Source organism: Saccharospirillum sp. HFRX-2 (assembly GCF_043196805.1).
Taxonomy (GTDB): domain Bacteria; phylum Pseudomonadota; class Gammaproteobacteria; order Pseudomonadales; family Natronospirillaceae; genus Saccharospirillum.
The window spans coordinates 204,009-218,131 of the sequence record NZ_JBEBMU010000004.1; the positions used below are offsets into that span (position 1 = coordinate 204,009).

General features: G+C 54.8%; 15 protein-coding genes and 1 tRNA gene. 5 read left to right on the forward strand and 11 right to left on the reverse strand.

Features of this window, described 5'->3' with window-relative positions; all coding sequences use genetic code 11:
• The first annotated feature begins 1 nt into the window (after window position 1).
• Window positions 2-77, forward strand: a tRNA-Asn gene (locus ABMA60_RS11005).
• A gap of 135 nt (window positions 78-212) precedes the next feature.
• Here ABMA60_RS11005 and ABMA60_RS11010 read toward each other — a convergent pair.
• From ABMA60_RS11010 to ABMA60_RS11020, 3 genes are all read right to left on the reverse strand, one after another.
• A complete protein-coding gene (locus tag ABMA60_RS11010) occupies window positions 213-905 on the reverse strand; it encodes an FKBP-type peptidyl-prolyl cis-trans isomerase (RefSeq protein ID WP_392803118.1) in 693 nt (230 codons plus the stop codon).
• A gap of 31 nt (window positions 906-936) precedes the next feature.
• Window positions 937-1,248: an FKBP-type peptidyl-prolyl cis-trans isomerase N-terminal domain-containing protein gene (locus ABMA60_RS11015; protein ID WP_392802830.1), complete on the reverse strand. Its 312-nt coding sequence runs from the start codon at window positions 1,246-1,248 to the stop codon at window positions 937-939.
• Window positions 1,249-1,426: 178 nt separating this feature from the next.
• Window positions 1,427-2,881, reverse strand: a complete 1,455-nt coding sequence (locus ABMA60_RS11020; RefSeq protein WP_392802833.1) for a hypothetical protein — start codon at window positions 2,879-2,881, stop codon at window positions 1,427-1,429.
• Between the two features lie 152 nt (window positions 2,882-3,033).
• Between ABMA60_RS11020 and ABMA60_RS11025 the strand changes: the two genes are divergently transcribed.
• On the forward strand, window positions 3,034-4,455 hold the full coding sequence (locus ABMA60_RS11025) for a hypothetical protein (RefSeq protein WP_392802836.1): 1,422 nt from the start codon (window positions 3,034-3,036) through the stop codon (window positions 4,453-4,455).
• Here the strand turns inward: ABMA60_RS11025 and ABMA60_RS11030 are convergent.
• Window positions 4,440-5,858 (reverse strand): NAD(P)H-hydrate dehydratase, encoded by a 1,419-nt coding sequence (locus tag ABMA60_RS11030; RefSeq protein WP_392802839.1) that lies wholly within the window; start codon window positions 5,856-5,858, stop codon window positions 4,440-4,442. The two genes, ABMA60_RS11025 and ABMA60_RS11030, sit on opposite strands and share 16 nt — an antisense overlap.
• A gap of 119 nt (window positions 5,859-5,977) precedes the next feature.
• Between ABMA60_RS11030 and ABMA60_RS11035 the strand changes: the two genes are divergently transcribed.
• Entirely contained in the window at window positions 5,978-6,607 is a 630-nt protein-coding gene (locus tag ABMA60_RS11035; RefSeq protein WP_392802842.1) for a TetR family transcriptional regulator, read from the forward strand.
• Window positions 6,608-6,786: 179 nt separating this feature from the next.
• Here the strand turns inward: ABMA60_RS11035 and ABMA60_RS11040 are convergent, their stop codons facing one another.
• Genes ABMA60_RS11040 through dapA form a run of 5 tightly spaced genes read right to left on the reverse strand, consistent with a single transcriptional unit; the run spans window position 6,787 to window position 10,612 of the window.
• The gene (locus ABMA60_RS11040) at window positions 6,787-7,596 is read right to left on the reverse strand and encodes a hypothetical protein (protein ID WP_392802845.1); all 810 of its coding nucleotides are present in this window, start codon (window positions 7,594-7,596) and stop codon (window positions 6,787-6,789) included.
• A gap of 58 nt (window positions 7,597-7,654) precedes the next feature.
• Complete coding sequence (gene purC, locus ABMA60_RS11045) at window positions 7,655-8,368, reverse strand: phosphoribosylaminoimidazolesuccinocarboxamide synthase (RefSeq protein WP_392802849.1); 714 nt, start codon at window positions 8,366-8,368, stop codon at window positions 7,655-7,657.
• Window positions 8,369-8,384: 16 nt separating this feature from the next.
• Window positions 8,385-9,149 carry an MBL fold metallo-hydrolase gene (locus ABMA60_RS11050; RefSeq protein ID WP_392802852.1) on the reverse strand — a complete coding sequence of 255 codons (765 nt, stop codon included), beginning with the start codon at window positions 9,147-9,149 and terminating at the stop codon, window positions 8,385-8,387.
• A 1-nt stretch (window position 9,150) separates the two neighbouring features.
• Entirely contained in the window at window positions 9,151-9,744 is a 594-nt protein-coding gene (locus tag ABMA60_RS11055) for a hypothetical protein (protein ID WP_392802855.1), read from the reverse strand.
• The gene (dapA, locus tag ABMA60_RS11060; RefSeq protein WP_392802859.1) at window positions 9,737-10,612 is read right to left on the reverse strand and encodes a 4-hydroxy-tetrahydrodipicolinate synthase; all 876 of its coding nucleotides are present in this window, start codon (window positions 10,610-10,612) and stop codon (window positions 9,737-9,739) included. Before dapA ends, ABMA60_RS11055 begins: the two co-directional genes overlap by 8 nt.
• A gap of 212 nt (window positions 10,613-10,824) precedes the next feature.
• On the opposite strand from dapA, the gene ABMA60_RS11065 reads away from it, so the two are divergent.
• On the forward strand, window positions 10,825-11,310 hold the full coding sequence (locus ABMA60_RS11065; RefSeq protein WP_392802862.1) for a peroxiredoxin: 486 nt from the start codon (window positions 10,825-10,827) through the stop codon (window positions 11,308-11,310).
• Here the strand turns inward: ABMA60_RS11065 and ABMA60_RS11070 are convergent.
• Both ABMA60_RS11070 and ABMA60_RS11075 read right to left on the reverse strand, forming a co-directional pair.
• The gene (locus tag ABMA60_RS11070) at window positions 11,307-12,458 is read right to left on the reverse strand and encodes an AI-2E family transporter (RefSeq protein ID WP_392802865.1); all 1,152 of its coding nucleotides are present in this window, start codon (window positions 12,456-12,458) and stop codon (window positions 11,307-11,309) included. The genes ABMA60_RS11065 and ABMA60_RS11070 overlap by 4 nt on opposite strands.
• Entirely contained in the window at window positions 12,421-12,669 is a 249-nt protein-coding gene (locus ABMA60_RS11075) for a sulfurtransferase TusA family protein (protein WP_392802868.1), read from the reverse strand. Before ABMA60_RS11075 ends, ABMA60_RS11070 begins: the two co-directional genes overlap by 38 nt.
• 73 nt (window positions 12,670-12,742) lie before the next feature.
• On the opposite strand from ABMA60_RS11075, the gene ABMA60_RS11080 reads away from it, so the two are divergent.
• Window positions 12,743-14,116, forward strand: a complete 1,374-nt coding sequence (locus ABMA60_RS11080) for a M48 family metallopeptidase (RefSeq protein WP_392802871.1) — start codon at window positions 12,743-12,745, stop codon at window positions 14,114-14,116.
• Window positions 14,117-14,123 lie beyond the last annotated feature (7 nt).

Consider the following 14,123-nt stretch of genomic DNA (forward strand, 5'->3'; position numbering starts at 1 on the left):
TTCCTCGATAGCTCAGTTGGTAGAGCAGTAGACTGTTAATCTATTGGTCGCAGGTTCGAGTCCTGCTCGAGGAGCCAGATTTCCGGCGTTTGAATCCCTGATTCGAGCGCCGATTAAAAAAGGGCGCCCCCTAAATGGAGGCGCCCTTTTTTGTGATTCAGGCTTTTACAATCCAGAGCGTAAGCCCGGCGAACCGGGCTATCCACTTACTCTCAGTCGGCGCTGACGACGTTGAGCAGTTCCACTTCAAAAATCAGCGTGGAGCCCGCCGGAATCGCACGGCTCGGACTACGATCGCCATAAGCCAGCTCAGCCGGAATGTAGAACTTGTACTTATCACCTTCGGTCATCAACTGCAGACCTTCGGTCCAGCCGGCAATGACATTACCCAGCGGAAACTCAACCGGCTCGCCACGCTCGACAGAGCTGTCGAAAACCGTGCCGTCCATCAAAGTACCGTGGTAATGCACTTCGACGGTGTCTTCAGCAGAGGGGGATTCACCGCTGTCGGTTGCTGACAGCACTTCGTACTGCAGACCTGACTCAGTGACGGTAACGCCCTCTCGGTCAGCATTCTCGGCCAGAAATTCAGCGCCTTCTGCTTTGGTGGCTTCGACTTCTGCCTGACGCTCTGCCTGCTGTTCAGCCATAGCAGCCTGTTGCTTTTGCTGCAGCGCCTGAACCGCGGTGTTGATCTGTTCTTCGGTCAACTCGCTCTCTTCACCTTCCATGGCATCCTGAACACCAGCGACCAAAGCGTCGACATCCAATTCCAGGCCCTGGGTCTGCTGCAACAGGTTGCTGGCAAAGCCAAAACCGATGCCATAAGAAGCTGCCGCTTCGTCAGAATCCAGATTTTCGGCCAGTGCCACACCAGAGAGTGTCAGTACGGCGACGCCGGCCATCAGGTGTTTACGTACATCAGTCAATTGCATCTCAGCTTCCTTCTTCTGGAGTTGACTGCTGCGCTTGCAGCTGTTGTTGCAAGGCTTCAATCGCCGCATTGATTTCAGCGTTGCTTAATTCGCTTTCTTCACCAGCCATGGCAGCGCGCAAACCCGCTTCCAGAGCATCCACGTCCAGATCCACTCCTTGTGTTTGCTGAACCAGGCTATTGGCGAAGCCGTAACCGATACCATAGGAGGCAACCGCCTCATCAGTGTCCAGGTCTTCAGCCAGAACGGGCGCAGCCAATACAACGGCGACGACACCGGCGAAAAAAGGATTTTTCAGGCTTGTCAGTGACATAAAAACATCCTGTCCGGGGAAGACCGTTCGGCCAAAACCTAAGCCAGTTGCCGATCTTCCAGTATTGAGGAGGGTGACATTACCCTCTGCGTTCGGCTTTCGTCAGGCAAAAAAAAGGCGCCACCAACGAAAGGCGCGCGCCAGTGTAACCTGATGGAAGTCATCAACTCCACCGCGTTTACTGCGAATTGACTCCCATTTGCGAGCCATCGGCCGCGGCCGATTTTCTTTGCACACGATGGCGTCGCAGCTTGCCCAGGAAGCTTTCAATCCACAAAGGCAGGCTGATTAATAAATCGTAGACTGCCAGCAGCAACGACGACAACTGACTGACAAAGGCAGCGATCAAACGCGTCAGCAAAGACACCAGACGCAACCCAGCCACCAAGGCATCGCCCAGCAATACGCGACCGTTTTCCACCCAACGCTCAAGTGGCACGACAGCGAACATCAACAAAAAGGTCAGTACCGGCCCCAACAACATCCGCGCCGCTAAGGGCACGCCCTGGTCGATTTTGGGCGCTTCATAGACGACCACCGGATAGGCAATCAAGCGCTGGTACAGCTCTGGCACTGAGCGCAGACGCTCATGCATAAATATCAATCCTGACTGACTCAGCGCCACTATCACCAGGACAGACACCACCGACCACAATAACCATCGCCGTCGTCGATCATCCAAAAAAGCAAAGCTGGTGAAGATGCGTGTCACCTGCAACGCCTCCAGCAGCAAGGTGCCCAACAGGGCGATAAGCAGCACCAGTGCCCAAGCCGACAAGTCAGCCAAACCGACCGATGCCAAGAAGGGATCGCTGGTGGCACCGGACTCAAAAGCAGGGCGAATAAGACGGACGTTTAACCAGCCGATGATCGCCCAGGCGGAGAGCAGCAGACTGGCGAGCACAAACTGGCCGATGACTGAAACCCGCTGCAGCTTCTCGATACGATCCGAATGGCTGCGCAATGCTCGATATTGCCGGTAATGCTGGTCAATATGAGCCGCCTGGTTCAACAGACCGCGCATGCCACGGCCCACATCTTCAACTTCATGATTCAGCTTGCGCCAGTGCGGCATCATCGAATGCAGCAGGCGATGGCGCTGTTGCATGCCGCGGCGAAAATCTTCCAAAGACTGCTCGTGTTGACGGTGCAGCTTGGATTCCAGATCGGCCAACACCTTGGATACCACCGGGTTACCGGCCTGGATCTCGCGCAGGTGGACAACCTTATCGATGGCATCGAGCCAATCCGGTGCCGGTGGCGGTGTTTCAGCGGTTCGGTAGTAGTCGTCTTCCAATTGGGCAATATGCCGGCTGATAGCCTGCTGCAGATCCGGGAAGCGTGCCAGGTCCCGCTCAACCAAGCGTTTAACCTGATGAAAATGACGTTCCAGGCGACGCTCTTCGCGGCTGCGACCAAGCTCAAGCAGGACTTCGCGGTTACGCAGGCGAATTTGTTCAGCCAGCACCGCCAGGGATCGTCCATAGAGACGCAACACCGACGTGACCAGCCGGGAAAACCGCTGCACCAGCCGATGCACAGGCAACCGCGCTGCATAGAGCAGCACCAGAGCCAGCAACAATATCACCAGCGCCGACCACAGCGGCGCGTCGGGTATGATCATCCAGTTCACAAGGGACCTCTTCGGGAACAGCCTGAGCCCGATTCCGGGCGGGACCGGGCCTGGTTCACAGTGTAGCGGAAAAGGGGGTACCGGTGCGATGCACAAACTCAAGTTAACCGCCAACAGACCGATCTATAAGACAACCGTTGTTGAGGTTGAACATGGTCTCGCTGACTCCCCTGCTCCGTCCGGCTGCTCTGGCCTGCCTTACTGCCGCTTTGTGCGCTTGCAGTCAGGATGATACTGGCAGTGGTTCTGGTAAAGAACAGCTGTATCGACTGGCGGGCTTGGTAGAGCTGGGACGACCGGGGCAATGGGCTGAGGTATGTATCAATAACGATTGTACGCGCGCTAACAACACCGGTAACTATCGTTTCGATTTGCCGTTAAACGCATCTCAGTTAGTGCGTGCTGCGGTTCCGGAAAGCAACGGAGATCTCGTATGGCTCACTAGTTTCTACCGCCACGCGCCTAACTTAACCGACAGAACCGTCAACCTTAATCCAACCACGACGGCCCTGATCGAAGCCTGGTCGAAGTTTCATCGGAACCGTTCTTTAGATGCTTGCCTAGTAACAGCGGGGTGTGAAGAGATACTGATCGACAGTTTCACCCCAGTAATACAGGGTCGTGCAAGCGGGTACCTGAATCATTATCTGGCTAACGCCTGGACCGCGCCAACGGATCCCTTTGGTGATATCTACCTAGCCGACCCAGACCCAGAACAAGAATGGCTTGAAGATCTACACAACCTGGACGATCTACACGACCATTTCAACTTTGAGGCGACAAATTCATATCTCGCGGTTACCGACAATAACGGTGGGTCAGTAGGCAACCTTAGCTATTACAACCTGTTTTTGGGCAATGCACCTCCAACGCCTCTGAGTTCAACCGTAATTCAAGGTGCACTGGACTTAGCACCTAATCACGACAAAGGCGACAGTGCCATCAAGGTGATCATGAAGGTCACCCCTGGTAGCTCGTTTAATGCACCGCGAACCATTGGTTTATCTGCTTATGACTCCTATTCAAGTCAAGGGTCCACTCTCACTTTCGATCAAGAGTTAGTTGCGCCAGATGGTTCCGTCACCAGATCTTCGGCGGCGAATTTCTCGCCCGCCGTCACCCAACCGGGACCACATAGCTGGGTGGTTAGTGTCAGCGATGAACTCAACAACCGTAGTACCTTAGGAATGATTCTTCAGGTCGGCAGCGACAATCCTCTGGCGAACCCGACTTTTGGCGCCAGCGGCAGTTGCTTGTCCAACCCAATAAATATTGACGCCAACACTCTCAATATTTGTGAAGAGTCTCTGGATGGCAGCCTAGAATATGGTCAGTGCATCCCTGTCTCTTCAGGCTCAACAACAACCATCCCTTCACCCGGACGTTGCTCACCCACCTCGCAAAATGGCGGAGCCCTGTTGGGTGTTTGTACCGAGCTCGATATAGAGCTACGCGTATTTTTCTATGAAAACGTATACCGCGACACGGGCGAATCGCTTTCCGCTCAACGCAATCGCCGTGCGGAAAAATGCCGTAGCTCTGGTTACCAATGGAGCAATCAACCGGAAAACTGATCCGCTTGCGCAATGACCTCAATCACATCCGACGCCAGCACCACGCGCCGGCTCTGCGCCAGCTGCCAGGCCAGATAAGCATGCCACCAGGCACCCGTCTGAGCCGCCTGCCAGGGAGACTGACCCTGAGCCATCAAGGCGGCAATCAGACCAGCCAAAGTATCGCCCATTCCCGGCGTTGCCATGGCAACCGTACCCGGGTGCACAAAGCGCAATTGCCCATCCCAGGCAACCACACTGCCCGCACCTTTAAGTACAACCACTGCCTGATAGCGCTCGGACAAGGCTAATGCCGCCTGACAACGGTCGGCCTGAATATCCGCACTGCTGCACCCCAGCAAACGACCCGCCTCGCCCGGATGCGGCGTTAATACCCAGGTTGGCAAAGACCAGTCGCCACTTTGCTGTGCCAACCAGGTCAGACCATCGGCATCCAGGATGCCGCCGCCCTCACCGGCCAGATATTGACGGTACAAGCTATCGGCCTGCGCACTGAATCCCAACCCCGGACCAAGCACCAGAGTTCCTTTGGCAGGCTCAGTCGGCGCAGCCGTCATCAATTCCGGCTGCGCTGCCAAAATGCTACCCGCCATGCTTGCATCACAGTGCCAAACCACCCGGCCGGCACCGGCCGCCAATGCCGCCCGAGCTGCCAGCAAACCTGAGCCGCCAAAGCCTGGCGCACCGGCGATAATCGCGACCTGTCCGAAAGCACCTTTATGTGCATCCGATCTACGCTCCGGCCAAGATGGTGGCTCGTCGAGGAAATGACCCAGAGCTTGGTTAGCACTGTCGATAGCCAAGCGATCCAAGCTGATCTGACCGGTTAAACCCGGGCCTTGATGTGTTAATAGACCCGCCTTAAAAGCTATAAAAGTGAGTGTTCGCTGGGCCGTCATCGCAGCGCTGTCGGCCTCACCGGTACTGGCATTCAATCCCGACGGCAGGTCCACAGCAAGCACGGGTATCTGCAGTGATCGAAGTTGTTCAAATAACTGAGGCCAGGGCTCTCGCAAAGCACCACGGTGTCCTGTGCCCAGAGCCGCATCAATAATCAGGTCCCAGTTCGAATGGAGATCATCCAGCAAGGCTCCATTTGCCTGGCGAAAAACGTTCAGCGCCCGTTCGGCATCGGTATCCGGCGCTGGCATACCGGCAGGTGCCAACACCGCAACATCCAGACCCGCGGCCATTAATTCGCTGGCTGCAATATAACCATCGCCGCCATTATTACCGCGTCCTGCAACGACCAGAATACGACGCGCCGACGGCCAGTGGCGACGGGCGTGACGCGCCACCGCCTGACCCGCTTTGAGCATCAAAGGCCAGGTTTCACCATCGTTGTTCCGGGCCCAACTTTGTTCGGCAGCCTTCACTGCTTCGACCGTCAGTACCGCTTGCATTGCCTCGCCCTCCTAACTGATCAAACAAGCCTAGCGCAGCTGCCCAAGCCGATACCATCACAGATGAGAAGCCAGAGCGTTTCGGGCACAATAATGCCTCCTTGTGCATCGAGTTCGACATGAAACGCGCCCGCGCCCCAGAGCAAAAAGCCGCCCGCCGCCAGGCTTTATTGAGCGCCGCTGCGCGTTGCTTTGTCGATAATAATCATCAACTGCCTTCTGCCGCTCAGGTTGCCGAGGCGGCGCAGGTCGCCAAAGGTACCGTCTATCTGTATTTCAGTACCAAGGAAGCGATTTTTTTGGGTCTGTTGGGCGAACATCTGCAGCAGTTGTTAAGCGCCATTCGCCAACCGGTTAGAGAAGAGTCTATCGCCAGACGACTGACGGCCAGGGTGCTGGACTACATCGAAGCCGAACCGAGCTTTCTGCCCCTGTCCGCTCAATTGCAGGGCACCTTGCAGCAAAACCTAGATCAACCAATGCTGATGGAGTTCAAGCGACAGCTGGCGCAGAACCTGATCGATTCGGGTCATTGGCTGGATCAGACCTACAAACTGCAAGCGGGTACCGGCAGTCGCAGCTTACTGCATTGTTATGCGGCCATGGTGGGCCTGTGGCAATTGCTGCAATGGCCGCCGGTACTGGCGGATCAAGCTGAGAGTCCCGACTTTGAGGTATTGCGCCGACAGTTTGGCGACGAAATTCAGTGGAGTTTCGAGCGCATCTGGTCGACCACTCCCCGCCAATAAAAAAGCCGCCTCAGCCAAGCTGGGCGGCGAAAGAACCTTGAAGGGATATCTTGATCAAGCAATCTGGCGCCCTAGCCAGAAGCTGAACTGTTGACGACCCAGGAGTGGTTTTTGGATGCAGGCGACATAAAAAAGCCTCCCGAAGGAGGCTTATTACAATCAAACCGACTCACGATTGATCAGAACTGGACAGTGGCGCCCAGGAAGAAACCGGAGTAACTGATTTCTGATACGAAGTCTTCGGTATCGGCACCAAAGGTGGACTCACCAATGCTCACACTGTAGTCACGATAACCGCCTTCAACACCCAGCTTACCCAAGGCATTGGTCGGCAGCGGTGCAAACCAAGCCGCTTTCACATTCCAATCGGTGACGTTGGTATCCATGGGCATGGTTTTAAGTTCTGCGCTGAGCGTCAGATCGGTAGGGACGACGGGCGGCGTGAACGAACCGGCCACATACAGCATCGGTAAAATCACCGGGCCATCACTGAAGGAGGCCTCCAATTTTTGGCCGGTGTTCTTACCTTCTGCTTCAAAACCACCGATAAACGAACGGAAATTCACACCAAAGTCGAGTGACGAATAGGCGAAAGGAATGCCGGCGGACACGGTCAGATCAAGATAGCTCATGTCCAGTTCTGATTCGACTTCTTCAGCAACGTAGGTCTGGCTTTCACCACCATAGGAAACGGTATCAGAAATGACATTGCTACCATTACTAACCAGACTCTCATACTTCAGCCCGATATCCGGCAAAAACGGCAGGCCGATTTTGGCCGTCGCATAGAGACCAGAATCCATTTCGTGATCCAGGCCGGCCGGATTGTTAGCGCTGTCGCTGGTCAGGTCCATGGAATTGTTGGCCAAGGTGCCTTCGTCCAGACCATTAAAGCTGTAACCCACACTGCCAGCCAAATCGATCAGCGGCGCTGACCAGGCCATCGGTGCTGCCAGTGTAATGGCAGCGGTCGCAATCCAAATTTTCACAGACGTTCCCCTTTTTTATTACGGCTTTTGTAATTCAGGCCTTGAAGTGTAGTTTCTGTCAGCTGAATTGCACACCAATACGGCGCCCAACTTCTTCGTAACTTTCAATAACGTGACCCAGGTCTTGCCGGAAGCGATCCTTATCCATTTTTTCCAGGCTCTGGGCATCCCAGAGTCGGCAACCGTCGGGTGAAAACTCGTCACCCAAAACAATGTTGCCCTGGAAGCGACCGAATTCCAGCTTGTAATCGACCAGCAATAAGTTGCCATCGGCAAAGAGTTTTTTCAGCACCTGATTGACTGCCATGGTCAGCTCTTTCATGCGCGTTACTTCGGCTGATGTGGCCCAGCCAAAGGTTTCAATATGCGATTCATTGATCATCGGATCGTGACGCGCATCATCCTTTAAAAAGAACTCGAACACCGGCGGATCGAGAACCTCACCTTCGCTAATACCCAGGCGACGACACAGGCTGCCGGCGGCACGATTACGCACCACGCATTCCACCGGAATCATCTTCATATTGCGCACCAATGATTCGGTCGGCGACAAGGCTTTGACAAAATGCGTCTCGATACCTGCCTTTTGCAAGGCCTGCATAATAAAAGCGTTGAACTCGTTATTAACCTGACCTTTGCGCTCCAACTGTTCCACCTTTTCACCGTCAAAGGCCGAGGTGTCATTGCGGAATTCCAGCACCAGAAGATCTGGATCTTCGGTGGTATGGACAGTTTTTGCCTTGCCTGCGTACAGCACGCCCGTCTTGTTCATGGGTTCAGCCTCGTGGTTAGACGGTTTCCAAATTAATCCAGTCGCAGCCTTCGTCCTGACTGAGCGTCTGAACAAGGGCATTAAAGCCATCCAGAACCGGGTCGAGCGCAGCCCGAGCCAGATCAGGATGATTATTCTGTTCACTGATGTGCGAAATCATCAGGTGTCGTAAGGTTTTCAATTCCAGACTGGCCAGCAGATCAGCGGCCTGCTGATTGCTCAAATGGCCCCAATCACCACCAACTCGGCGTTTCAGACTGATCGGATAAGGGCCTTCTGCCAGCATGCGCGGGTCATGATTGCACTCCAGCAACAGTGCCTGGCAATGACGGTAGCGTTCACGCACCAGCGGTGTGACGCTGCCCAGATCGGTCAGCAGACCTAAGCGGTAATCGCCGGCCTGGAAAACAAACTGGCTGGGTTCGCGCGCATCATGTGGCACCGTAACCGGCTCAATACTGATATCGCCCAGGTTAAACGACTGATGGACGTTAATCGGTTGATAAGTCTCGACCGCCGTTTTGAATGAGCGTGACGTACCTGGCGTCGTATAGAGGGGAAGTCGGTAGCGGTTGGCGAGCATGGGTGCACCTTTGAGATGATCACCGTGTTCATGCGTTACCAGTATGGCCGTCAGCGACTGCGGGTCGACACCACGCCGATTCAAGCGCGCTTCAACATCGCGCAGTCCAAAGCCGCAATCGACAAGGATACGAGTAGTCCCCGATTCGATCAGGGTGGCGTTGCCCTTGCTGCCACTGCCCAATGAGGTGAAGCGCACCTCAGCCCCCCTGGCGCATCTGTTCCCGTATTTGCGCCATCAACCGCTGGTTTTCGTCCTGTGGCAGTACCGTGCCATCTTCATACTCAGCGGAAATGGTGGTTTCACCGATGCGTGGCACCAGTATCAGATGCACCGGCTGATGCTCATCATCAAAAAGGCGACCGACTCGCGCAAAGAAGCCATCGGCCGCAGCAACGTCGGAATCTCTCAGTTGCAGGCGGTATTCAGAACGGTTGCGGTCCGACACGGGCCACCCCAGGCGGGTAACGCTGCTATCGAGCAACTCCCAGGTCAGGCTGGCACCGCGATTAACGGCCAGACTGACGTTGCCGAAGCTGTCGGTGGTTTCGGTTACGGTCAGCGCTGCATCCAATTCGTTGGCCTGACTTGCGTCAGCCAGAACCAATGGTGGGCGCTCCAGAGTCCGCTCCGCGTTGGTGACGGTGCGTTCGGTTTGTGCCGGAACGGGGAACCAGTCGCCCTGACTCAACTCAGCCGGCGGTTGGTAGGTGACATTGACGGTGCGACTGCCACAACCAGCAACAACCAATACCGCCAAACAGATCGATACGTATTTAATCACCTTAGACAACACCCGCTTCCATCAGCGCCTGACGCACCGTTTCGTGATGCTCTTCGGACAGCCAGGTTAATGGCAGGCGAATACCTTCAGGAATCAAACCCATGGTATGCAGCGCCCATTTAGCCGGAATCGGATTGGACTCGACAAAGAGTTTGGTATGCAACGGCATCAGCAAATCGTTGAGCCGGGTAGCCAACTCACGATCACCCGCCATCGCGGCAGCACAGAGACTGGACATGGCTTTGGGCGACACATTAGCAGTCACTGAAATATCGCCATGACCACCGAGCAGCATCAACTCCATGGCAGTGACGTCGTCACCACTGTAAATGGCAAAATCTTCCGGGGCGTTTTCGACCAGAAAACGGGCGCGCTCCAGATTACCGGTCGCTTCTTTAATCCCAATGATATTGGACACTTCGGCCAAACGCAGCGCTGTCTCCGGTTGCATATCACAGGCAGTACGGCCCGGCACGTTATAGAGAATCTGGGGGATGTCGACGTTTTCGGCAATGGTCCGATAGTGCTGATACAAACCTTCCTGAGTCGGCTTGTTGTAATAAGGGGTTACCAGCAAACAGGCATCGGCACCAGCAGTCTTGGCCGCCTGGGTAAGGTGCATGGCTTCGCGCGTCGAGTTACCGCCAGTGCCAGCAATCACAGGAATACGGCCGGCGCATTTATCGACGGTAAAGCGGATCACTTCCTCGTGTTCCTTCATGTCCAGCGTAGAGGCTTCGCCGGTTGTGCCAACGGCGCCAATGGCCGCTGTACCATTGTCAATATGGAACTCGATCAGCTGCTCCAGATGTTCCCAGGACACAGAACCGTCTGCGCGCATGGGTGTCACCAAGGCCACAATACTGCCAGTGATCATGAATGTTGCGTCTCCCCGCTGTTTCCGGAATCGGATGGGTGGTTCGAAACGATTGAATCGTCGAATAAAGGACGCCCGACGAGCGAGCCCGATTTATCGGCGCAATGGTACTGGGCGCCTTGCTTTGACACAAGGCTGAGCCACTGGCATTTGCTCAAATATCGACCATACTAAAAGATTCAACTCTGGAGGGATTCAGGGAGGCAACCGCCATGATGCTTGAAGTGGGCCAGATCGTGCCCGATTTCGTCGTTCCCGCGACAAACAATAAGAACGTCCACCTGCGCGCCTTACGCGGTTATAAGGTGCTGCTTTACTTCTACCCTAAAAACCACACTCCGGCCTGTACCATCGAAACCCAAAACTTTGGCGCCAACTATCAACGTTTTCGCAGCCAGGGCATTTTGATTTTCGGTGTCAGCCGTGACGACCTTGCCAGCCATGAGCAATTCAAACGCAATCAGAGTTTGCCATTCGAACTGATCTCCGACAGCAACGAAGCGCTGTGCCGACTGTTTGGTGTTTTACGTGAAAAAGAAATGTTCGGCCGGACAATTCACAGCCTGGTCCGATCGACCTTCTTGATTGACGAAGACGGTCAGCTAATACGGGCTTGGCGGGATGTCGACGCCCGCGAACATGTGCATCGACTGCTCGATGACCTGAACGCGGGCCGGGGATCCCTTCGAGCCGGCTAGATCTCGGTGGATTGGTCGGATTCCAGTTCGGGGCTGGCGGGGTGTTGTGGCCAGGCATTAAAAATGGCCTTAACGAAGGTCGCCAGCGGTATGGCGAAAAAGACCCCCCAAAAGCCCCATAATCCACCAAACACCAGCACAGCAATGATGATGGAAACCGGGTTGAGGTTGACCGCTTCAGAAAATAGCAACGGTACCAGCACATTGCCGTCGAGCATCTGGATGATCAGGTACGCCAACATGACGTAGTACAGTTCGTTGGTGAACCCCCATTGAAAAGCGCCGATCAAAAAGACCGGTATCGTCACGACCGTGGCTCCGATGTAGGGAATAAGCACGGACAAGCCGACCAAGGTCGCCAACAACGCCGAATACTGAAGCCCGAATAATTCAAAGGTAACAAAGGACACCAGCCCAACAATGAGGATTTCAATCGCCTTGCCACGTAAGTAGTTGGCGATCTGCTGGTTCATTTCCACCGCAATCTGCGTCATCAGGCCACGTTGAACCGGTAGCAACCGGGACTTAACACTGTTCCAGAGCTTGGTGCGGTCTTTCAGCATGAAAAAAACCATCAGCGGTACAACGATCAAATAGATCAACACGCCGACCACATTGGGTAAGGTGTTCAGTGAAATCGTCAACATCCGTGGCAACCAGCCGGATAATTGCTGACTGATACCGCGCAGATCAAGACCGCGCAACCACTGCTGCGCCAGATCGCTGGAAATCAATTCCGGATAACGCTCCGGCAAACCTTGAATCTGATCTTGGAACAACCGCAGCATGGCCGGGAGTTCAGTCACCAGACTGGTTACCTGTCGCACCAGCGACGGCACAATGATCAGTGTTGCCACAAATAAAACGCCAAAGAACAGCAGGCAGACCAGGCCGACTGACAGCAGGTGTGGAACGCGTAAACCGTTCAGCCGATCAACCAGAGGAGACAATAAATACGCCAAAATAACGGCGGTAAATACCGGTGCTAATGCCTGGCCAAGTACATAAACAAGCACCCCGAAAAGCACTAGGAAAATGAAGAGGATGACGGCTTCTTCATCGGAGAAATAACGCTGGAAAAATCCTTGTATAACCCGATACAGCTTCAAGTCAGTCAACTCCTCGTTCAATACAATAATGAAACTCACCGTCTGCCGTATCATGCTGCTCCAGCAAACGATGGTTGCTCATGGCCAAATAGGCAGGAATATCGCGCCAGGACCCGGCATCTGTTGCCTTGACCTCCAGTACCTCACCCGGCTGAAGTTTCAGCAACTGCTGCTTGGTGCGTAGCAGCGGCAACGGGCACCGCAAACCTCGCACATCCAGACAGTGTGTCGCTTTGGTTTTACAACTCAATTACACCCTCCTGGTGTCAGCCGAAGTCGGCACCCTTATGATAGGCGCAATCTTTCCACTCTATGGAGTCGTTGTGCGATTTTGCAAAGGCCACTTTCGACGCCGTTGTTCAGCCTTATTCACCGGACTGACACTGGCCTTGACATGCACCGGACCAAGCCAACTCAGCGCCGAAGGTTTTGGTGACCAGTCTTTAGGCTGGACCCGCGACCAAGAAGCTGCCGTCGCTGGCTATCTGCAGCGCAGATTACAGCGACAGGGGCAGGTCATCAATGATGTCTGGGTTGAGTATTGGTTAAATGAGCGCGCCGAACGATTACGGCAGGCATCAAACATTCCGCTGCATGAAGTGTCCGCGCTAACGATCAACGAACGCAGTTTTAACGCCTTTGCGCTGCCCGGTAATGTAATGGGTTTTAACCTGGGACTGTGGCGTACCGCCGAGACGGAAGCTGAGTTTCTGTCGGTAATGGGCCATGAATTGGCTCACCTTCGGCTGCGCCATTTCAGCCGTATGCAAAACGCCAGCCGCCAGCAAAGCTGGTTAGCCATCAGTGGCGCCCTGCTGGGTATCGCCCTGATGAGCAGCAACTCAGAATTGGGGGCCGCCACCTTTACCAGCTCTCAGGCCAGCGCCATTCAGCAAAGCCTGGCGTTCAGCCGCAGCATGGAATCCGAAGCCGATGACCTGTCCAGCAAGACGCTGGCAGAAATCGGCTATGACGCCCAGGCAGGCGCTCAGGTGTTTCGGCGCATGCAACAGCAGATCACCTACCAGTCCTCTGGCTCAGACTACTGGCAATCACACCCTTTACCGGCCTCTCGAGTGGCCCGACTGGAGTCAATGGATGATGTCACCACCCAGGACTCACCCGACCACCAATACGATGTTCTGCGCTGGCATCTCAGCCAAACGCATTTACCCGATGACAACTTCGCCGCCTGGCCAAGCCGCTACCAACCGTTGCTGTCAGCACAACCAGGTGATTCCGCATTACCCGAAGAATTACTCAGTCAGGCGGACCCCGATTTAATACTGGGTTGGATTTTGCACCAACAAGATCAATTTGAAACAGCGCAGGTCAGCGAGCAACTGGCAATGCTGACTCAACTGTTTCCCGATTTTGACCCGGGCTGGTTCTGGCAAGCTAAAACTAGGGCGCAACAAGAGGGCAACAGCGCCTGCCTGGAAGCACGCAACCATCTGGATAAAATCGACGCTGTCTACATTGAAGTGCTGGCACTTTCGCAACAGTTGGCGGCTCGGTGCCAGCCCGAACGGGAAACTGAAGCCCGAGCGCTGTGGCTGTGGCACAACGGAGAGGAAAGCGCAGCTTTCAATCTGCTGCGGCAAGCCATTGAACAGCCGGTGAGCACCAGCCAATTGGCTCGTCTACGTCAGCGCTTAACGGAATTCGAACGACAGCGAAACCTGCTGCCCAGTTAAAGGCGCG

Excerpts from the sequence above, each read along its gene's own strand:
- ABMA60_RS11010 (WP_392803118.1), bottom strand. The coding sequence starts at position 905 with ATGGCCGGCGTCGCCGTACTGACACTCTCTGGTGTGGCACTGGCCGAA.
- ABMA60_RS11015 (WP_392802830.1), bottom strand. The coding sequence starts at position 1,248 with ATGTCACTGACAAGCCTGAAAAATCCTTTTTTCGCCGGTGTCGTCGCC.
- ABMA60_RS11025 (WP_392802836.1), top strand. The coding sequence starts at position 3,034 with ATGGTCTCGCTGACTCCCCTGCTCCGTCCGGCTGCTCTGGCCTGCCTT.
- ABMA60_RS11030 (WP_392802839.1), bottom strand. The coding sequence starts at position 5,858 with ATGCAAGCGGTACTGACGGTCGAAGCAGTGAAGGCTGCCGAACAAAGT.
- ABMA60_RS11035 (WP_392802842.1), top strand. The coding sequence starts at position 5,978 with ATGAAACGCGCCCGCGCCCCAGAGCAAAAAGCCGCCCGCCGCCAGGCT.
- purC (WP_392802849.1), bottom strand. The coding sequence starts at position 8,368 with ATGAACAAGACGGGCGTGCTGTACGCAGGCAAGGCAAAAACTGTCCAT.
- dapA (WP_392802859.1), bottom strand. The coding sequence starts at position 10,612 with ATGATCACTGGCAGTATTGTGGCCTTGGTGACACCCATGCGCGCAGAC.
- ABMA60_RS11065 (WP_392802862.1), top strand. The coding sequence starts at position 10,825 with ATGATGCTTGAAGTGGGCCAGATCGTGCCCGATTTCGTCGTTCCCGCG.